Below are 18701 nucleotides of genomic sequence, written 5' to 3'. Positions count from 1 at the left end.
CTACAATAGGCCTGCTCCAAAGGACATTGCGTGGGCTTTCCCCCCGGCCATTTCTACTCCGCCATCCCCGATCCTGCTGACCTGCTGCGCCGTGAGGGCCAGGTCTGGGCGCTGCGGGACAAGCTGTCGGGCGTGGACATTCGCGAACCGGCGCAACTCGCGCTGCTGGAGCGCCTGCGGCCCCATGTGGGCGGCATCGACTACCCCGTCGACGCACCGGCCGAGCCTGGCCGTTACTACTACATGAATGGCATGTTCCCGGTGCTCGACGCCGAGTTTCTGTACGGGGCGCTGGGCCTGTTGAAACCCCGGCGCATCGTGGAGGTGGGCTCGGGCTTCTCGTCCCTGGTGATGGCGGACGCCAACCGCGAGCTGTTTGGCGGCGCGCTGGACATCACCTGCATCGAACCCTATCCGCGCGACTTTTTGCGCGCGGGGGTGCCGGGGATCACCCGCCTGCTCCCCACACGGGTCGAAGAAACCGACCCGGCCGTGTTTGAACAACTGGAGGCCGGCGACCTGCTGTTCATCGATTCGTCCCATGTGTCCAAGGCCGGCAGTGACGTGAATCACCTTTTCTTCGAGGTGCTGCCGCGCCTGAAGCCGGGCGTGTATGTGCACCTGCACGACATCTTCCTGCCCGATGAATACCCGCGGCCCTGGATCATCGACGAGCAGCGCAGCTGGACCGAGCAATACCTGCTGCATGCCTTCCTGATGTTCAACCACGACTGGCAGGTGGTGTGGATGGCGCATTACATGCTCAGCCGCCAGCGCGACGCGGTGACCTCGGTGTTTCCGCGGTGTCCCGCGCTGGGCGCGGGCGGCAGCTTCTGGATGCAGCGTTGCCAGCGCTGAGATCCCGGCGCAAGCAGCGCTAGGACGCCGCGCGGATGGGCGAGGCGAGGTCGTCCAGCGGCGCGGCCAGCTCGCGTTGCCAGAACCGCCCCTGCGTGCAGGCAGGCGCAAAGCCCAGCCGGGGGTAGAGGTCGGCCACGACGCCGTTGCGCGGTGTGGGGAGGTACTCGCCGCGCAGAACGGTGGCCCCTTGTTCGCGGGCCAAGGCTGCAAGCGCACCCAGAATGAACTGTTCGGCCGAGCGCGCGAACACGCGGCAACTCATGAGCCAGCTGTCGATGGTCAATGCATCCCCTTCGCGCACCACCACAAGGGAGGCGACCAGCCCGTGGTCGCCAAACCGGTCCTTGAGCTGGAAGGTGAGAAGCTGGCGGCCGGCCTGTCCCAGCGCGCCTGCCAGTTCCACCTGTGAATAGCGCCGCGTGGTCAGGTTGAACTGGTTGGTCTTGAGCTCCATCTGCGCCAGCCGTGGCAGATCGGTGGTTTGCGCAGGGCCCAGCTGCCCGACCATGTCGAGATCGGCCAGGTAGGACGCAAGGTCGCTTGCCGTGGACTGCGCGGCGCGCGCTTCGCGGCGCGCAGCGTAGGTTGCCGTGCGCTGCAGGTCGGCTGCGGTATGGCCCTGCGAGTCGAACCAGTGCCCGGCTTCCAGGCGGTCGATGAAGCGGACCGGGTCCGTGCCCAGGTCCACCACCGTGACCTCGGGCAGCAGCCGCTGCACCAGGGCCCGTTCGGCGGGGTTGTCGTCCACGAAGACCATGGCATCGAGCCCGAGGTTGAGTTCGGCAGCGATTTGGCGCAGGCCCGTGGCCTTGTCTTCCCAGCTGCAGACGAAGGCGGCAAAGTCGTCGCGGCGCAGCGCGCTGAAGCGGTGGTCGAATCCGCTGGCCGCCAGCTCGGGTGCGTTCTTGCTGCACACGGCCAGCATGACGCCCCGCTGGCCCATCTGGGCAATGTAGTGTTGCCATGCGGCAAATGCCTCGCCCCGGGCGCCGCGGTCCGGGCCCAGCGCAATTCCCTCCAGGCCATCGTCGCCAATGGTCCCGCCCCAGAGGGTGTCGTCCAGGTCCAGCACCAGCAGCTTCCTGGCGCGGCCGGTCGCGGCGCGCCAGGCGCCGCGAAACCAGGGCAGGTAGTCGGGCAGGAATCTGGGGTCGAAGCCGATTTTCCCGGCGTAATGGAACCGCGCTGGCGACCAGGCCGCGAGCCCCACCTGGGCCGCCAGCCGGTCGGCCTCCAGCCAGCTGACCCGCCCCGCGCCAGCTTCCAGCAGGGCGCGGTTGAGCGCATCAATCCGGTTGCAGAGGCCGGCTGCGCTGCGGCGTTCGGCGATGCCCTGCCATTGCAGCGGTGGCGGCACCAGGGTGTGCTGGATGAGGGTGCGGCCCCGTGCTTCCAGCGCTGCCCACAGGTGCTCGAAGCGGCTCACCTGCTGCTGGGTGTCTGCATCGACCGCCGCGGCGGGCGTGTCGGGGGGCAAGGGCTGCACCGCCTCGCGCCAGTCAGGGACCAGTACCACGAGGTCGGGACCAAACGCGTGCAGGGCAGAGGCCGGGTTCAGGCATTCCTGCTGCATCACGCCGAAGGGGGCCACATGCAGCAGGGGCACATCGCCTTCCTGTGCCATGGCGCAGGCGATGGCCCGGGCCAGCAGGTCGCACGTGAAGTCGCCAGCCACGGCGACCCGCACGACGCCCGCGCCGCTGCCCGCCGCTTCCTGCGCAAAGCGCTGCAGGGCGTCGGCGCAGGCAAACAGGTCAGCGGGCGTCCATGGGGGTTGCGACAGGCGCGCGCGCAGCGCGCCGGGCAGTTCACTGGCGGCCATGTCGGGCCAGCACCTCCCGGACACCCGGGATCGAGGTGAGCTGTTCAATGTCGTGGTTGTCCAGCGTGATGCCGTAGGTGATCTCGATCATGCTGGCCAGCAGGATGGTTTTCAGGCTGTCCCAGGCCGGGACAGTCTCTGTACCATCGTCTTCCCGAAGGTCCGCGGGTTGAATTTGCAGGACCGATGCCACCAGGGCCAGTACGTCTGACATGTGTTCTCATCCACCAAAAACCACAGGGGATTCTGCCTCATGCTGCCCATGAGTCCTGATCTGGACTGGCTCAAGAAGAGCCTTACCGCCACCCTGGACGCACCCGAGCCCGATGCCCAGGCGGGTGGCGCGCGCTATCTCGTTGACTTTCTGGGGCACTACGTGAACGGCAGCGCGGTCACCATGGTGCCGATGGCGCGCATGGACCAGCTCCAGGCCTGCATCGAGGACGTGCTGCGGCGCGGCGTGCCCGGTGACCTGATGGAGTGTGGCGTCTGGCGTGGTGGCCTGCCCATCTTCATGCGCGCGATGCTGAAGGCCCACGGCGTTACCGATCGCTGCGTGTGGGCGGCCGACTCGTTCGAGGGCTTGCCCGAACCCGACGCAAAGCGATTCCCCAAGGAGGCCAAGGCCCACCACGGTGCCTTGATGCGCGACGGCTTCAGGCACTTCGCGGCGGGGCTTGACGTGGTCAGGGCGAACTTTGAACGCTATGGCCTGCTGGACGGTCAGGTGCGCTTCCTGCCCGGCTGGTTCAAGGACACCCTGCCCGATGCGCCCATCGAGCGGCTGGCGGTCCTCCGGCTGGATGGCGACTACCACGAGTCCACGCGCGACTGCCTCGTGCATCTGTACGACAGGCTCTCGGTCGGGGGCTATCTGATCGTTGACGACTACGGCGAGGACGAATGGACCGATTGCCGCGCGGCCGTGGACGCATTCAGGGCCGGGCGCGGCATCGACGAGCCGATGGTGCAGGTGGACCGCCGCTGCTGGTACTGGCGGCGCGAGCGCTAGCTGGGGCGTTCTACCAGCCGGTGTCGAGCGGGATATAGCGCGCCATGTAGTCGTAGAACGTCCAGTGCTGGGTGTACCACTGGTAGGTCATGTCGGGCGCGCAAAAGCGCAACCCCAGCCGGTCCATGACCAGCGGATGAATCGGCATCTGCAGTTCGCCCATGCCGGGCAGCTCCACCGCGGCAAGGCAAGTCTCCATCCTGCAGGCCTGGCCGCCCAGGTAGGGACGGGCCGCGGCGGCGACGCGCCGCGCCAGTTCGCTGACCGCGCCGCCGGACATGTGCCCGCTGGTCCAGAACAGGTGCTGGTCGCGGAAATTCGCCTCGACGAAGTCGGCAAGCTGGACGTCGCACTGGGCGTCGTAGCGGCGCATGCGGTCGATGTCTCGTTGCAGGCGGACCTCCAAGTCCGGCATTTTCTGTTGGGACAGGTCAAGGTAGGCCGCCACGGCGAGCGGGCCGCTGAGCCCCGTGGCCCTGATCTGCAAGCCGATCATGTCGCCCAGGGGGTAGCGCCCCCAGGGGTACGCCGGGTCCACGGCGCTGCGCGGTTCGGGGCATTCGAAGGGCCACAGGCTTGCCATCACGAAGCTGGGGTAGGTGACGACCGGGCAGTGGGCCGGCAGCCGGGCCCGGACCGCCAGTGCCGCGGGATTGGTGGCGTACTCCTCGAACTGCCACAGCGCCAGCGCCACATTCTCGAAGCAGTGGTCAGGAGGCTCGGGGGCCTTCTGTTCGCCCGGGAGCGCGTGGTTGGGGGCATAGACGAAACGGTAGTCGTCGTTCAGGTCGTCCAGCGCGGCCAGCATTTGCGCCAGGAAAGGGGCCTGGCAGTTGCCGTAGACCAGGACGTTTCGCGGTTGCGCCGTCCGGCCCCCATACATCAGAACCTGCGACAACGGACGTTCCCCCGGCTGGCAAACTGAATGCTGCGCAATGAGGCGATCGGCCACAATGCGGGGCTGGATGAAGGGTGGCAAACCGGTGACATTTGAACGGTATTACGACAGTGAGTGGCTTGAGCGTGGAGCATACTTTGTTCACCACCGGCGCCGCTTTGTGCAGACCTGGAACGCCGTTACCGGGCTCGGGCTTGGCGGCGGGCTGGTGCTGGACGCCGGTGGGGTGGGGCCCGTGGCTGCGTGCCTGGCCCAAAGCGGCTGGGAGGCCCACGGCACCGATGTCGACCTGCGGGGCCCGTTGCCGTTCCCGGACCACTGCTTTCACCTGAGCCTGTGCACCGAGGTCATCGAGCACATCAAGGACGTTGACAGCCAGGACGTGAAGGACCTGGAGGCCTTCAACTACTCGGGCGTCAGGAATATGTTGCGCGAACTGCGGCGCACGCTGCGGCCTGATGGCCTGCTGCTGGTGACCACGCCCAACGCGTCGTCGCTGCACATGCTGGGCAAATGGATCCATGGCGAGTTGTTGCTGGCCGATCCCCATCACGTTCGTGAGTTCACGCCCGCGGAACTGAATCGCGTGGCGCGGGACTGCGGCCTCAGGCCGGTCTGGTCCCGAACCATCGACAGCTGGGACCAGGGGCGCAGCGAGGCCGTGGACCGCGTCGCGGGGCTGTTGCAAGGCATGCCGTCGCTGCCGGCGATCGACCGGGGTGACAACATCCTTGCGCTGTTTGCGCCCGCCTGAGATGTACGTTGGCTAGCGGATGATCTTGCCGTCAGGGGTGATCGAAATCAGGTCGATGGCGCGCACCGAGTCCCGCACGCCCGCGCGCAGGTTGATGCGGAAGCCGCCGATGTCGTAGTCGGTCATGCTGGCCATGGTGGCTTGGAGCTTGGCCTTGTCGAACCCCTTGCCGGCGCGGCGCACCGCCTCGGACAGTGTCTTGGCAGCAATGAAGCCCTCCAGGCTTTCATAGGAGGGCGCCTGCTCCGAGTTGTCGATGGCGGCCAGGTATTCCTTGACGATGGGCGTGGCTGAACTGCGGGGGGACGGCACCACCTGCGACACCACCACGCCGCCGATGTCCTTGCCCAGCGCGGTGAACAGCGGGTCAATGCCCACCACGGAAAAGTTCATGAACGAGCCCGCGTAGCCAGCCTTGCGCATCTTGCGGATGAAGGAGGCGGTGGACCGGAACAGCGAGACCTGGATGACGGCCTGGGGCTCGGCCTTGAACAGCGCGGCCACGGCAGCGTCCACCTTTTCGCTGTTGACCGGCACGAAGGCCGAGGCGGCGAGCGGCGGCAGCTTGAGGTCGGCAATGGCCTTGTTGATGGCGGCCAGGCCGGCCCGGCCCATGGCGTCGTCCTCGGCGAACACGGCGATGCGGTTCTGGCCCAGCGTGGCGCAATGCCGCACCATCTTGTAGGCCTCGTCGGCCAGGCTGGGCCGGACATGGAAGACCCCGGTGTGGGAGGCATCGCGCAGCGCGTCCGAGGCGGCAAACGGGGCGAAGAAAATGGCGTTGTCAGCCTTGGCGACCGCAGCCGCGGCGTCGGCGCTGGCGGTGCCGACAAAGCCGAACAGCAGGTCGGCACCATCGTCGAGCATCTTCTTGGCGTTGACGGCGGCCTTGGCGGGGTCGTAGCCATCATCGAGCTGGCGCAGCTCGAAAGTCCAGCCCGGGTTGTTCTTGCGTTCGTTGAACGCATCAACATAGAGCTTGGCGCCGGCCGAAAAAGCCAGCCCGATTTCGGCCGCCGCGCCGGTCAGGGGCACCGACTGGCCGAGCACGATCTTGCGCGGGCCGCTGCCCTTGGGCTGCGCCCAGGCTGCGTTGGCACCCCATAGGGCCCATGTCATGGCCAGGCCCGATCCCAGGACGTTCCTTCGATTGGTGTTCATAGCTGAACTCCTTGTGGTTATGGAAATGCCATGCAAACTTGATGCCAGCAAAGATACTCCAGGCCCAGATGGGCGACAAGGTGGTCGCGCGGCCAATCGTGAATAAGGCCATGCGGCTTGGACATGCCCAGCCAATTCGAAGCCATTTTGGCCCCTTTCTGGCACCAGGCCGGCCGCCGGCAGCGGATCAGACCCGGGTGAACACCAGGTCCCAGACGCCGTGGCCGAGCCTGAGCCCCCGGTTCTCGAACTTGGTCAGGGGGCGGTAGTCGGGCTTGGGGGCAAATTCCGGTGCCGTGTTGCGCAGCAGCGGCTCGGCCGAGAGCACCTGCAGCATCTGCCGGGCATAGGGCTCCCAGTCGGTGGCGCAGTGCAGGTAACCGCCAGGGCGCAGGCGTTGCGCCAGCCGGTGGACCAGCGGGGGCTGGATCAGGCGGCGCTTGTTGTGCTTTTTCTTGTGCCAGGGATCAGGGAAAAAGATGTGCACGCCGTCCAGGCTGGCCAGTGGCAGCATCTGGTCGATCACTTCCACCGCGTCGTGGGCCACGATGCGCACATTGGTCAGCCCGCGCTCGCCCAGGCGCTTGAGCAGCGCGCCCACGCCGGGTTCATGGACCTCGCAACACAGGAAGTTCTTTTCCGGCAGCAGCGCCGCGATGTGGGCCGTGGCCTCGCCCATGCCAAAGCCGATTTCAAGCACGGTGGGCGCGGCGCGGCCAAAGGCACTGGCGCCATCCAGCGGGCTGGCCTGGTAGGGCAGCAGGAAGCGCGGGCCGAGGGCCTCGAAGGCCTTGGCCTGGGCGATGGTGGTCCGGCCGGCGCGGCGCACAAAGCTGCGGATGGTGCGCAGGTGGGGCACCGGGGTCTCTGGGGATTCGCTCATGGCGCTATTGTCGGCGAGGGCGGCCGCTAGAAGCCGGTGGCGGTGACCCCGCAGGTCACCACGAAGGTGGCGGTCGAGCCCGACGGGAAGGTGGCGATCTGCACGCCCGTGGTCAGGCTGCCAAACGGCATCGAGGCCGCCGGACAGACGGCGCCACCGGCGGCCGCGCAGGTGGCGCTGGTGCAGTTCAGCCCCGTGCCCGCACTGTCGGTGAGCGTCATGTCGGCCGCGCTGCCCGGGCCGAGGTTGCTCACGGTGACGGTGTAGCTGGTGGTGCTGCCCGAGGCCACCGAGCCCGTGCCATTGGTCTTGGTGACCTGCACGTTGGCGGTGGTGCAGGTGGGGGTGGTGACGGCGGTGGCGGTGTTGTCCGCGGTCAGGGTTTCGCCCGCGGCAATCGAGATCGCCACGCTGTTGGTCTGCGGTGTGGCGCCCGAGCAGGCCTGCGTGAGGGTGGCGGTGCCGGTGAGCGATGCAAAGTTGGTCGATGCGGCAATGGGGTAGGCGCTGGCATTGGCCAGGGTGCACACCATGGGGCTGGTGCCGGTGCAGGTCCAGCCGGTGCCGGTGAACACCGCGCCCACCGTCACGCCGGCCGGCAGGGTGTCGGTCACCGTGACCGGGTTGGAGCCCAGCGTGGCGGGCACGTTGGCGGTGGTCACGTCGCTGGCCTGGTTGACGCTGTAGGTCAGGCTGCCAATGGCGCGGCCGTTGTTGCGCGGGGTGATGGTGTAGCTGATGGTGCGCCCCGGCGTGGCCGATGCCGGGGCGGTCTTGGTGATGCTGAAGTCGGGCAGCAACTGCACGTCTTCCGTGGTGGGCCCGCCGGCCAGGCCGCTGTAGTTGCTGCCCAGCACGCTGCTGGTGGCGCCGCTGGCATAGGTGGTGTTGGCGCTGTAGTTGGTGCCCGAGCGGTTGGCGTTGGCCTGGCTGGCCGGCGTCACCATGCGCACCGCGGTGCTGCTGCGGGTGGGGTCCAGAAACACCACGCCCGCGGGGTTGTGGTAGGTGCCCACCGTGGCCGTGTTGGGGATGGTGGCCACAAAGCTCACCGTGATGCTGCCGTTTTGCGGCAGGTAGAAGCTGCCGAAATTGGGGTTGTTGCTGCCCGTGGTGGGCGTCACGCCCGGGGCCGAGCCCGAGGCGCGCAGCGACACGGCGGTGGCCGAGTTGGCGGTGGCCACGGTACTCACGGGCAGCGCCCCCGGTGTTCCGGCGGAAGTGGTTTCGGCGCCGGCCGCGGGCGAGTTGCCCGCGGGCGGTGGCGCCGGGCTGTAGGTGAAGGTGGCCGCCGGCGTGCTGGTGTAGGCCCAGCCCGGGGGCAGCGTGGCGTCGAGCAGGAACACGTTGGACGCGGCGCCGCCGCTGTTGCTCAGGTTGATGCTGTAGACCGCGGTGGCACCCGTGGCGGTGGTGATGGTGGGCGTCAGCGTGGTCTTGGTGACATTGATGACGGGCAGGCAGGCGTAGCTGCTCTGCACGCCGGTGGCCGATCCGCCGCCGGTGGAGCTCACGCCATTGCTGCCGGCGGTGGCGTTCCAGGCCTTGGGGCTGCCGTTGCCCCCGGTGCCGCCGCAGCAGGCATCCAGGCCGTTGAGCCCGCCCGTCACGTCCAGTGTGGCACCGGCAAAGTTGGTCAGCACGTAGCCGCCGCCCGCGCCCCCGCCCGGGCCGTGGTTGAAATAGTCGGAGCGGCCGCCATAGCCGCCACGGGCGCGGATGGTCAGGCCGGCGCCCGTGCCGCTGCCCGCGACCACGACCACGGAGCCGCCGGCGCCGCCGCCGCCGGCCGAGTCGGTGTTGCTGGTGGGCGATTTGTTGTGCGCGTTGTAGCCGCTGGCGTCGATCACGCCGGCCGTGGCGCTCAGCGAGCCGGCCCGCACCAGCACAATGCCGCCGCCGCTGGCGCCCGACGAGGAAATGGGCCCGTCGGCGCCATTGGCCACGGTCGAGGTGGTGGGTGGCCAGGTGGTGACGCTGTTGGCCGGTGTGGTGCCGTTGTTGGCGGTGCCCGCGCCGCCGCCGCCCCCCATGACCAGGCGCGTGGCGCTGTTGGTCATGGCATTGCCGCCCAGGCCACCGGCTTCGTTGCCAGTGTTGCCGCCCAGCGGCTGGTTGAGCGCGCCGCCGGAGCCGTTGCTGTTCCAGGCATTGCCGCCCCGGCCGCCGGCGCCGCCGTTGCCGCCGCCACCACCGCCGGAGTTGTACTGGTTGCCGCTGGCCACGGGCTCGCCATCGTTGCCGCCGCCCGCGGCGTTGCTGCGCGGCCCCCGGCCCGCGGCGCCCGCGGCATAGCCCTGCCCCAGCAGGGTGAAGTAGTTGACCGGCGTGGCCGTGCCGTCAAACACCATGAAAGGCGTGCCTTCAATGCCCTCGCCCTTGGGCGCGCCGTTCATGCTGGCCACCGTGGTGGTGAAGTTGTAGTCGGTGTCGGTGTAGGCGCCGCCGGCCCGGTTGCCCGTGCCGTGAAAGCCGGCCCCGCCCCGAAAGCCCGAGCCTGCCGCGGTGATGGTGCCGTTGATGGCGAGCGAGCCGGCCACATCCATGGCCACCACGCCTCCTGTGGCCACGCCCGTCGAGGTGTTGATGGTCCAGCGGTCGGCGCTCACGGTGCCGCTGATGGTGGCGGCCGAATACTGGGGCACCCACACCACCTGCCAGTTGCGCACATTGCTGGTGTTCATGCTCTGCGCGTACGAGTTGGCCAGCGGCGCGTTCAGGGACAGCGTGGTCCCGCTGATGGCCACGATCTGCGCGTACTCGTATTGCCCGGCGTTGGACGGGCTGGACGAGTCCTGCATCTGGATGACGAGAATCAGGTCGCCCGCGCGCAGGGCGCGGGTGTTGGTGCGCTGACCGGTGGCCGATGCCACCGAGATCGACGAGGCCCCGGCCGAGGGGCTGCCGCTGCCGCCGTGGTAGGAGTTGATGACCCCGCTGGCGGTGACCGGGCCGTCCCAGCCCGGCACCGCGCAGGTCTGCGCCCAGGCCGCGCCGAAGACGCTGGCCAGCGCGAGCAACGCCAGCGCGCAGCTTGCCCGCGCGTGCCGCAGGCAGTGGATCAGGAGGGCTCCGAACGACATGGTGTGTTTTGGACCAAGTCTAACCCTTTGGTTTGCCGGCGATGCCCCTCAAACCGACCGCTTGTCCCAGTGCATCACGGCCGCGGACAGCCAGCCGGGTACCGAGTCAGCCGCCACCTGCAGGCCCAGCACGGCACCGGCCTGGCGGAGGGCCTGCAGCGGCTGCGTGAGATCGAGCGCCTGCGCGCCGTTCTGCTTGGACAGCTTCTCGCCGTTGGCACCCAGCACCAGCGGCGTGTGCAGGTAGGCCGGCGTGGGCAGCCCGAGTGCGCGTTGCAGCGCGATCTGGCGCGCCGTGTTGTCGGCCAGGTCCTCGCCACGCACCACATGGGTCACGCCCTGTGCGGCATCGTCCACCACCACGGCCAACTGGTAGGCCCACAGGCCATCGGCGCGCCGCAGCACGAAGTCGCCCACCTCGGCAGCCACGTCCTGCTGTTGCGCGCCCAGCCGCCGGTCGTGCCAGTGAATCACCGGGTTTGCTATGGTTTTCGTAGCAGGAGGTGGCCGCCCGTCCTGGACTCCAGCCCTGTTTGGCTCAGAAGTGACGGTCAGGAAGCGCCAGGCGCGGGCCGGGCGGCCCTGCAGCCCCTGGCGGCAGGTGCCCGGGTAGATCAGCTCGGCATGGCGCTCGCGCGGCCGGCCCAGCGCGGCCCAGGCGTCGGCGATGTCCTTGCGCGAGCAGGCGCAGGGGTAGGCCTGGCCCTGGCGCAGCAACTGGTCCAGCGCCGCTTGGTAGAGCGCTGCGCGGCGCGATTGCCACGCGGGCGGCTCGTCCGCGACCAGGCCGCAGATGGCGAGCTGCTGCAGGATGAACTCGGCGGCCCCGGGGACGCAGCGCGGTGTGTCAACGTCTTCGATGCGGACCAGCCAGCGGCCCCCGTGGGCGCGGGCATCAAGCCAGCTGGCCAGCGCGGCCACCAGCGAGCCGGCGTGCAGCGGCCCGGTGGGCGAGGGCGCAAAGCGCCCGGTGTAGCCCGGGGCCGCAGACGCAGGACTTGCGCTCACGGCCACGGCCTTACAAGGCTTTCAGTGCCAGCTCCAGACCCGACACAAACGCGTTCTCGACCCGGTGGCCCAGGCACCAGTCGCCGCACAGGCCGATCCGGGCCTTGCCGTCCCACAGAAAACTCTTGCCCAGCGGGGTTTCGGTCTTGGCATGGCGCCAGCGGTGCATCTCGGCATGGGCCGGCTCGGCGCGGATGCCCGTGATCTCGGCAAAGGCCTTGAGCAGCTTGGCCTGCACCCGGGGAGCGTCGTCCTCCAGGTGCTCGCGCGACCAGGCCGCGCTGGCCTGCACGGTCCAGCGTTCCATGGTTTCGCGGGCCGGCTTGGACGACTCGCGCGCCAGCCAGGCAATGCGGTGGTGGGTGCTCAGCGCCGCGTTCCATTGCGGCCCCAGGTGCGTCATGTTGAGCTGCACCGCCTGCGGGAAGGCGAGCATCAGCGTCCAGCAGGGCGCCACCTGCACGGCATCGAGCCGCTGCGCCAGGTCGGGCACCAATGCCGACAGGCGCAGCAGGTTCTGCGCCTGCGCGGCCGGGATGGCCAGCAGCACGCTGTCAAAACCCGAGAACACATGCACCGTGTCACCCGCGCCCGTGGTGCGCAGCTGCCAGCGCCTGGGATGCAACTTGTCGCGCTCGATCCGGGTGACCTGGGTTTCCAGCTCGACCGCGCCATCGGTGGCCAGCGGATGGGCCCATTCACGCACCAGCGCGTTCATGCCGGGCGTGCCCACGAAATGCGCCTCGCGGGTGGGCAGCGCGGCCTCGGCCACGCGGCCCAGCGGGTCGAGCACGCGCACGGCGGTGGCGCTCCAGGGCTTGACGCGGGCCGGCGAGGTTTCGAGCGCGCGGGCAAAGCGCGCGTCGCGCACCGTGAAGTACTGGGCGCCATGGTCGAAGGTGCCAAACGGCGTCTTGCGCGTGGCCATGCGTCCGCCAAAACCCCGGCTCTTCTCGAACACCGTGACATGGTGGCCGGCCTGCACCAGGGTGCGGGCGCAGGCGATGCCGGCCATGCCGGCGCCAATGACTGCGATGTGTTGGGGTGCGGCGGGCTTGAGGGGCATGGTTGTCTCTGCGTGATTCTGTGATTGGGGCTAACTCTACACGGTGGCTGCGCGGTGCCCGCTTCGGGGCTTGCTTCAGTGTTCGCTTCAAGGCCCCTGGTGGCGCTCCAGCAGCGCGGTGCGCGTGGCCGGGCTCTCCAGCTGCTGCAGCCACCAGGCCAGCGCACGGCCCTGGCTTGGCGTGGCGCCGCTGCGCCAGGCGTAGCCCACGCGCACCAGCCGGCTGGCGCGTTCGACCTGGCGCACCACGAGGCGGCCGGTCTCGATGTAGGGCCGGGCCATGGGCTCGGGCAGAAAGCCGCAGCCCAGGCCGCGCAGCTGCGCGTCGAGCTTGCTCAGCATGGTGGGCACGGTGAGCACGTCCTGGCCGCCCAGCAGGCCCAGCGTCACGCCCTGCCCGCGCTGCACCGAGTCCGCCACGGCCACCGCGCGGTGGCGTTGCAGCAGCGCGTCGCGCAGCGGCTCCGGGGCCGTGGCCAGCGGATGGTGGGGCGCGACCGCGTAGACAAAGGCCAGGCTGCCCAGCGGCTTGCCCGCGATGCCCGCCACATTGCCCGGCTCCAGCACCACGCCCAGCGCCAGGTCGGCCTGGCCCTGGGTCAGCGCCTGCAGGGTGCCGGTGAGGGTCTCGTCGCGGATGCGCAGGCGCGTGGGCGGGTTCAGCGCGAAGAAGGCCTCGGCCAGTTCCATGAGCACGGGGCGCGAGACCACGCTGTCGGCCGCAATGGTGAACTGCGGCTCCCAGCCGGTGGCCACGCGGCGCACCCGGTTGGCCACGGCGTCAATCTCGTCCAGCAGCCGGGCCCCCTCGCGCAGCAGTTCGGCACCGGCTTCGGTGAGCCGGGCCTGGCGCGTGCTGCGGTCGAACAGCAGCACATCCAGCGCGTCTTCCACCTGGCGCACCCGGTAGGTCACGGCGCTGGGCACCAGGCCCAGCTCGCGCGCGGCGGCCGCAAAACTGCCCGTGCGCTGCACCGTCTGCAGCAGCGACAAGGTGTCGGGCGTCAGCACGTCGCGTGCGGTGGGTGTTGCCTTGATTTGCATGATTTACCGATGGTAATTCAAATTATTTGAATGCAGGCGTCAAATCGGGGCGCTCTATGGCAGGGCGCCGCGCCCCTACATTGCAGGCATGGGCAACGCAATCTGAAAGGACGCCACCATGCTGACCGTACGCAAATCACAGGACCGGGGCTTCGCCGACCATGGCTGGCTCAAGTCGTATCACAGCTTTTCGTTTGCCGGCTACTTTGACCCGCAGCACATGGGTTTTGGCAACCTGCGCGTGATCAACGAAGACCGCATCGCGCCCGGCATGGGCTTTGGCACCCATGGCCACCGCGACATGGAAATCATCAGCTATGTGCTCAGCGGCAACCTTGCGCACAAGGACACGCTGGGCAACGTGAAGGGCATTCCGCCCGGCGACGTGCAGCGCATGAGCGCGGGCACCGGGGTGCAGCACAGCGAGTTCAACCATGCGGCCGACCAGACCACGCATTTCCTGCAGATCTGGATCGAGCCCAATGTGACCGGCATCCCGGCCAGCTACGAGCAGAAAACCTTTGCCGAGAGCGACAAGCGCGGCAAGCTGCGGCTGGTGGCGTCGCCCGATGGCGCCGAGGGTTCGGTCACGGTGCATGCCGATGCTTCATTGCGCGCCGGCCTGTTTGATGGAACCGAATCGGCCCAGCTGGCTCTGAACCCTGCGCGCAAGGCCTATGTGCACCTGGTGCAGGGCGCGCTCGACGTCAACGGCCGCAAGCTCATGGCGGGCGATGCGGCCCTGATCGAGAACGAAAGCCAGCTGTCTCTGGCCAACGGCCAGCAGGCCGAAGTGCTGGTGTTCGACCTGGCTGCCTGATTTTCCGTTTTTCTTTTTTCAACCAAGGACTTTTCATGAACCCTTCCGTTTCCACCCAGAACACCCTGTCGCTGATCGGGCGCGCGCTGATCGCGCTGCTGTTCGTGCCCGCGGGCTTCAGCAAGATCGCCGGCTTTGCGGGCACTGCCGGCTACATCGCCTCCAAGGGCGTGCCGCTGCCCGAGCTGGCCGCCGCCGCGGCCATTGCCATCGAACTGGGCCTGGGCCTGCTGGTGCTGATTGGCTGGCAGACCCGCTGGGCGGCGCTGGGCATGGCGCTGTTCACCGTGGTCATCACCTTCATCTTCCACAACTTCTGGGCCATCCCGGCCCCGCAGGCCACCATGCAGATGCAGGCCTTCTACAAGAACATTGCCGTGGTGGGCGGGCTGCTGGCCCTGGTGGCCTGGGGCCCCGGTGGCTTCAGCCTCGACGCCCGGCGCAAGGGCTGATGGCTTTCATTTTTTTCGACGCATCTTTCATCACACCAGGACATTCACATGACACAAACCGTTGTCGTTTACCACTCCGGCTACGGCCATACCCAGCGCATGGCCCAGGCCGTGGCCGATGGCGCGGGCGCCACGCTGCTGGCCATTGATGCCGAGGGCAACCTGCCCGAAGGCGGGTGGGAAACGCTGGCCGCGGCCGATGCCATCATCTTTGGCTCGCCGACCTACATGGGCAGCGTGAGCTGGCAGTTCAAGAAATTTGCCGACGCCTCGTCCAAGGTCTGGTTCGCCCAGGGCTGGAAGGACAAGGTGGCCGCGGGCTTCACCAACAGCGCGGGCATGAACGGCGACAAGCAGGGCACGCTGACCACGCTGTTCACGCTGGCCATGCAGCACGCCATGGTCTGGGTCAGCCAGGGCCTGATGCCCTCCAACACCAAGGGCGCCCAGCGCAACGACCTGAACTACCTGGTGTCGTACAGCGGCGCCATCGCGCAGTCGCCGTCCGACGGCGGCGCCAATGACATGGCGGCCGGCGACCTGGAGACGGCGCGCCTGTTTGGCCAGCGCGTGACCGAGGTTGCGGCACGCATGAAGCGCTGATAGTCTGCCCCTTTCATTGCAGGAGACTCCCATGACCGTAGAGCTTGCGCGTGTTCGTGGTGCGCCCATGGCCCAGACGCTGACCATCCGGTCGCATCGGCTGGTGGCCGACGGCGGCGAGGCCGAGGGCGGCACCGACGCCGGTCCCGACCCGCATGACCTGTACGACGCGGCCCTGGGCGCCTGCAAGGCCCTGACCCTGCTGTGGTACGCGCGCCGCAAGGGCTGGGCCGTGGACGATGTGCGCACCCTGGTCGAGCGCGATGCCTCGCAGGAGCGCCAGGGCACCTACCGCCTGGCGGCCCGCCTGCAGGTCAGCGGCGAGTTGACCGACGCGCAGTTGCAGGAACTGCAGACGGTGGCGCACAAGTGCCCGGTGCACAAGCTCATGACGGCCGTGACCACCGAGATCAGCACCGCCGTGGAGCGGCTGCCATGAGCGCGGCGACCCGGCTCACGGGCCACACCAAGGACCTGGGTGGCGGCTTCACGGTGCGGCGCTTGCTGCCCGCGGCGCAGCGCCGCTCGGTGGGGCCCTTCATTTTTTTCGATCACTTTGGCCCGGTGAGCGAAGTGCCGCAGGCCAACCATGATGTGCGGCCCCATCCGCACATCGGGCTGGCCACCGTGACCTACCTGTTCGAGGGCGCGATGATGCACCGCGACAGCCTGGGCACGGTGCAGCAGATCGAGCCCGGCGCGATCAACTGGATGACGGCGGGCCGCGGCATCGTGCACTCCGAGCGGCGGCCCGACTCGCTCGCAAACCAGACCTATGTGAATCACGGCCTTCAGCTGTGGGTGGCCCTGCCACGGGCGTTTGAAGAAGTGCCGCCCGCGTTTGCGCACACGCCCGCCGCGGCCATTCCTGAAATGGCCGTGGGCGCCGCCACCGTGCGCGTGCTGATTGGCGAGGCCTTCGGGGCAAGCTCGCCCGTGGCCACGCTGGCGCCCACGCTGTACCTGGACATCAGGCTGCCGGCCAACGCCCGCTTCACGCTGCCCGCGCTGGCGCCTGAAATGGCGCTGTACGCCGTGTCGGGTGATGGGCAGGTCGACGGTGAACCGCTGGCGCCGCACACCCTGCTGGTGCTGGCCGAGGGCGAAGGCGCACAGATCCTGGCGGGCGACGGGCCGGTGCGGCTGGTGGTGGTCGGCGGTGCCCCGCTGGACGGGCCGCGCCACATGTGGTGGAACTTTGTGTCCAGCCGCAAGGAGCGCATCGTGCAGGCGGCCGACGACTGGGAAGCCGGCCGCTTCGAGGCGGTGCCGGGCGAGACCGAATTCATCCCCTTGCCGGAGCGCCATTTCACCTGACCTGACGGGCCGCCGCCCCCTGGCGGGCGGCCGGCGCGGGCGTCGGGCGCACGGAGCCATCCCCTGATACAGGCAGAATCGGGGCCAGGCGCGCGCCGCGTGCCGCCGTCATGTGGGTTCAGGTGAGGGAATCACTCCTTTGAAGCAAAGTCGTTTTGCCGCGTTCTGCCGGGTGGGCTGGGGCGGCCGGGTTGCGGCGCTGGCTGCCAGGGCCGTTCTGGTGCTGGGGTGCTGCCTTGCCTTGCCCCTGGCCTGGTCGGCCGAGGTCAGCGTTCTGCCGCTGCCGGCGCTGGACGCGCGGGTGGAACTGCCCGCGCACATGGTGACCCAGGGCCTGCCTGTGGCGCAGCCGGTCGATCCGGATCTTTTCTGGGACAGCGCGCCGGGTGAGCCGGTGGCGCCCTCGGCCCAGTGGCGTACCCGCGCCGGCGAACGGCTGGTCGGGCGCATATCGCTGGCGCCATCGCCCACGCCGCAGACCTACGTGGTCCAGGTCCCGGCCGCCTGGCTGGACGAGGTGCAGCTGTGGTTCCGCGAGCCCGGCGGTGCCTGGCAGGGCGCCATTGCCGGCGACCTGGTGGCCATGTCGCGCTGGCCGTTTGCGGGGCAGTCGCCGGCGTTCTCGCTGCCCGTGGGGCCGCATCAGGTGGACTTGATGGTCATGGTGGCCAACAACGCCCGCTCACGGGTGCCCGTGTGGCTGATGGCCGACGCGACGTTCCGCGAGAACCAGCTGCGCCAGGCCAACCTGTCGGGCGTGATCATGGGCCTGGGGCTGATGGTGCTGGTGGTGACCGTCATGGGCGCGGTCCTGCTGGGGCGGCGGGCCAACTGGCTGCTGGCGGGCGTGGCGGCGTGGCTGCTGCTCACGGTGCTGTGCCTCAATGGCTACATGGCGGTCTGGTTCACCCCGCAGTGGCCGGTGTTCAACGACGCGAGCAAGCACTTTTCGGGGGTGATGCTGGTGACCCTGATCGTGGCGCTCACGGCCGAGGCGCTGGACCAGCGCTACCTCTCACGCTGGGAGCGCGCGCTCAAGCTGGGCGTTCCGCTGGCGGGCCTGGCTTATGTCAGTGCCCAGGTGCTGTGGCTGCCGGGGGCCTGGCGGCCACCGGGCGCGCTGCTGTGCACCGTGCTGGTCTTTGGCATCTGCATGACCATGTGCGCCCTCAGCGCGCTGCGGGGCGGGCGCTACGTGCGCATGATTGCCGCGGCGGTGGCCTGCTTTGGCGCCGGCGTGGTGCTGGTGTACACACCTTTTGATTTTGTGGGCGGGCTGGACCTGCGCGCGGCCATTGTCGGCGTGCTGCTGTTCTCGAGCATGCTGCTGTACTACCAGGCCCTGTTCGCGCGTGAGCGCTACGGGCGCGACGTGCTGGGCCGCGCGGCCGTGGCGGCCAGCCGCGACCCGCTGACCGCGCTGTTGTCGTACCAGGGTTTTGAGCAGGCCTACGACCGGGCCCTGCTGCGCCAGGGCGCGGGCCGGGGCCAGACGGCGGTCCTGCTGTTCCTGTTGCCGGGCCTGGAGCAGGCCGGCGTGGACCACGGCTTTGTGGTGACCGAACGGCTGATCGTGCGCTTTGCGGCCTGCTTGCAAAGCGTGCTGGGCGACGCCTGGTCGATTGCGCGGCTCAACAAGACACGGTTTGCCTGTATCGGCACGGGCGCGGGCGGTGAGGACGACTTGCTGGCGCTGGCCACCCAGGTGCTGGCCAGCTTCACGCGGGTGTCGGACCCGGTGGTGCCCGTGGCCGGGCTGGACCTGCGGATTGCCTGCACCCAGCGCCTGCTGGGCACCGCGGGCCTCAAGGCCTTGCTGGTGGAGCTGGACGACGCGGCCTCGGCGATCCGCCGCCCCAAGCGCATCGTGATGGTCTGACCGGCGGGCGTTCGCGCATTTTTTGCGGCGCTGTCAAG

The 18701-nt window shown here is 68.9% G+C and carries 18 protein-coding genes; 9 read left to right on the top strand and 9 right to left on the bottom strand.

What is annotated here, in order from left to right:
- The first annotated feature begins 30 nt into the window (after positions 1-30).
- Positions 31-858: a class I SAM-dependent methyltransferase gene (locus KF796_15765; GenBank protein MBX3588092.1), complete on the top strand. Its 828-nt coding sequence runs from the start codon at positions 31-33 to the stop codon at positions 856-858.
- A 19-nt stretch (positions 859-877) separates the two neighbouring features.
- Here the strand turns inward: KF796_15765 and KF796_15760 are convergent, their stop codons facing one another.
- Both KF796_15760 and KF796_15755 read right to left on the bottom strand, forming a co-directional pair.
- A complete protein-coding gene (locus KF796_15760; protein ID MBX3588091.1) occupies positions 878-2683 on the bottom strand; it encodes an HAD-IIIC family phosphatase in 1806 nt (601 codons plus the stop codon).
- On the bottom strand, positions 2670-2897 hold the full coding sequence (locus tag KF796_15755; GenBank protein ID MBX3588090.1) for an acyl carrier protein: 228 nt from the start codon (positions 2895-2897) through the stop codon (positions 2670-2672). Before KF796_15755 ends, KF796_15760 begins: the two co-directional genes overlap by 14 nt.
- Positions 2898-2945: 48 nt before the next feature.
- Between KF796_15755 and KF796_15750 the strand changes: the two genes are divergently transcribed.
- Positions 2946-3695 (top strand): class I SAM-dependent methyltransferase, encoded by a 750-nt coding sequence (locus KF796_15750; protein ID MBX3588089.1) that lies wholly within the window; start codon positions 2946-2948, stop codon positions 3693-3695.
- A gap of 10 nt (positions 3696-3705) precedes the next feature.
- Here KF796_15750 and KF796_15745 read toward each other — a convergent pair whose 3' ends face one another.
- On the bottom strand, positions 3706-4593 hold the full coding sequence (locus KF796_15745; GenBank protein MBX3588088.1) for a hypothetical protein: 888 nt from the start codon (positions 4591-4593) through the stop codon (positions 3706-3708).
- 67 nt (positions 4594-4660) lie between these two features.
- Between KF796_15745 and KF796_15740 the strand changes: the two genes are divergently transcribed.
- Entirely contained in the window at positions 4661-5347 is a 687-nt protein-coding gene (locus KF796_15740) for a methyltransferase domain-containing protein (GenBank protein ID MBX3588087.1), read from the top strand.
- Positions 5348-5359: 12 nt separating this feature from the next.
- Here the strand turns inward: KF796_15740 and KF796_15735 are convergent, their stop codons facing one another.
- The 6 genes from KF796_15735 to KF796_15710 all read right to left on the bottom strand — a co-directional run bounded on the left by KF796_15735 (position 5360) and on the right by KF796_15710 (position 13592).
- The gene (locus KF796_15735; protein ID MBX3588086.1) at positions 5360-6508 is read right to left on the bottom strand and encodes an ABC transporter substrate-binding protein; all 1149 of its coding nucleotides are present in this window, start codon (positions 6506-6508) and stop codon (positions 5360-5362) included.
- A 187-nt stretch (positions 6509-6695) separates the two neighbouring features.
- Complete coding sequence (trmB, locus tag KF796_15730) at positions 6696-7391, bottom strand: tRNA (guanosine(46)-N7)-methyltransferase TrmB (protein ID MBX3588085.1); 696 nt, start codon at positions 7389-7391, stop codon at positions 6696-6698.
- A 26-nt stretch (positions 7392-7417) separates the two neighbouring features.
- A complete protein-coding gene (locus tag KF796_15725) occupies positions 7418-10474 on the bottom strand; it encodes a DUF11 domain-containing protein (protein ID MBX3588084.1) in 3057 nt (1018 codons plus the stop codon).
- A gap of 48 nt (positions 10475-10522) precedes the next feature.
- Entirely contained in the window at positions 10523-11482 is a 960-nt protein-coding gene (gluQRS, locus tag KF796_15720; protein MBX3588083.1) for a tRNA glutamyl-Q(34) synthetase GluQRS, read from the bottom strand.
- A 10-nt stretch (positions 11483-11492) separates the two neighbouring features.
- The gene (locus KF796_15715) at positions 11493-12548 is read right to left on the bottom strand and encodes an FAD-dependent oxidoreductase (protein ID MBX3588082.1); all 1056 of its coding nucleotides are present in this window, start codon (positions 12546-12548) and stop codon (positions 11493-11495) included.
- Positions 12549-12635: 87 nt separating this feature from the next.
- On the bottom strand, positions 12636-13592 hold the full coding sequence (locus KF796_15710) for a LysR family transcriptional regulator (GenBank protein MBX3588081.1): 957 nt from the start codon (positions 13590-13592) through the stop codon (positions 12636-12638).
- A gap of 118 nt (positions 13593-13710) precedes the next feature.
- Here KF796_15710 and KF796_15705 point away from each other — a divergent pair, with 118 nt between their 5' ends.
- The 6 genes from KF796_15705 (at position 13711) to KF796_15680 (ending at position 18663) form a co-directional block, all read left to right on the top strand.
- A complete protein-coding gene (locus tag KF796_15705; protein MBX3588080.1) occupies positions 13711-14412 on the top strand; it encodes a pirin family protein in 702 nt (233 codons plus the stop codon).
- A gap of 35 nt (positions 14413-14447) precedes the next feature.
- Entirely contained in the window at positions 14448-14864 is a 417-nt protein-coding gene (locus KF796_15700; GenBank protein ID MBX3588079.1) for a DoxX family protein, read from the top strand.
- A 48-nt stretch (positions 14865-14912) separates the two neighbouring features.
- The gene (locus KF796_15695; GenBank protein ID MBX3588078.1) at positions 14913-15467 is read left to right on the top strand and encodes a flavodoxin family protein; all 555 of its coding nucleotides are present in this window, start codon (positions 14913-14915) and stop codon (positions 15465-15467) included.
- Positions 15468-15498: 31 nt separating this feature from the next.
- The gene (locus KF796_15690) at positions 15499-15906 is read left to right on the top strand and encodes an OsmC family protein (protein ID MBX3588077.1); all 408 of its coding nucleotides are present in this window, start codon (positions 15499-15501) and stop codon (positions 15904-15906) included.
- Positions 15903-16784, top strand: coding sequence for a pirin family protein (locus KF796_15685; protein MBX3588076.1), 882 nt, complete (start codon positions 15903-15905; stop codon positions 16782-16784). The genes KF796_15690 and KF796_15685 overlap by 4 nt, the downstream gene beginning before the upstream one ends.
- A gap of 139 nt (positions 16785-16923) precedes the next feature.
- A complete protein-coding gene (locus KF796_15680; protein ID MBX3588075.1) occupies positions 16924-18663 on the top strand; it encodes a hypothetical protein in 1740 nt (579 codons plus the stop codon).
- Positions 18664-18701: the final 38 nt, after the last annotated feature.

The sequence above is a fragment of the Ramlibacter sp. genome (genome assembly GCA_019635435.1).
Taxonomy (GTDB): domain Bacteria; phylum Pseudomonadota; class Gammaproteobacteria; order Burkholderiales; family Burkholderiaceae_C; genus JAHBZM01.
Note: the sequence above shows the minus strand (reverse complement) of the source record. Positions and strands in the feature narration are given on the sequence as shown.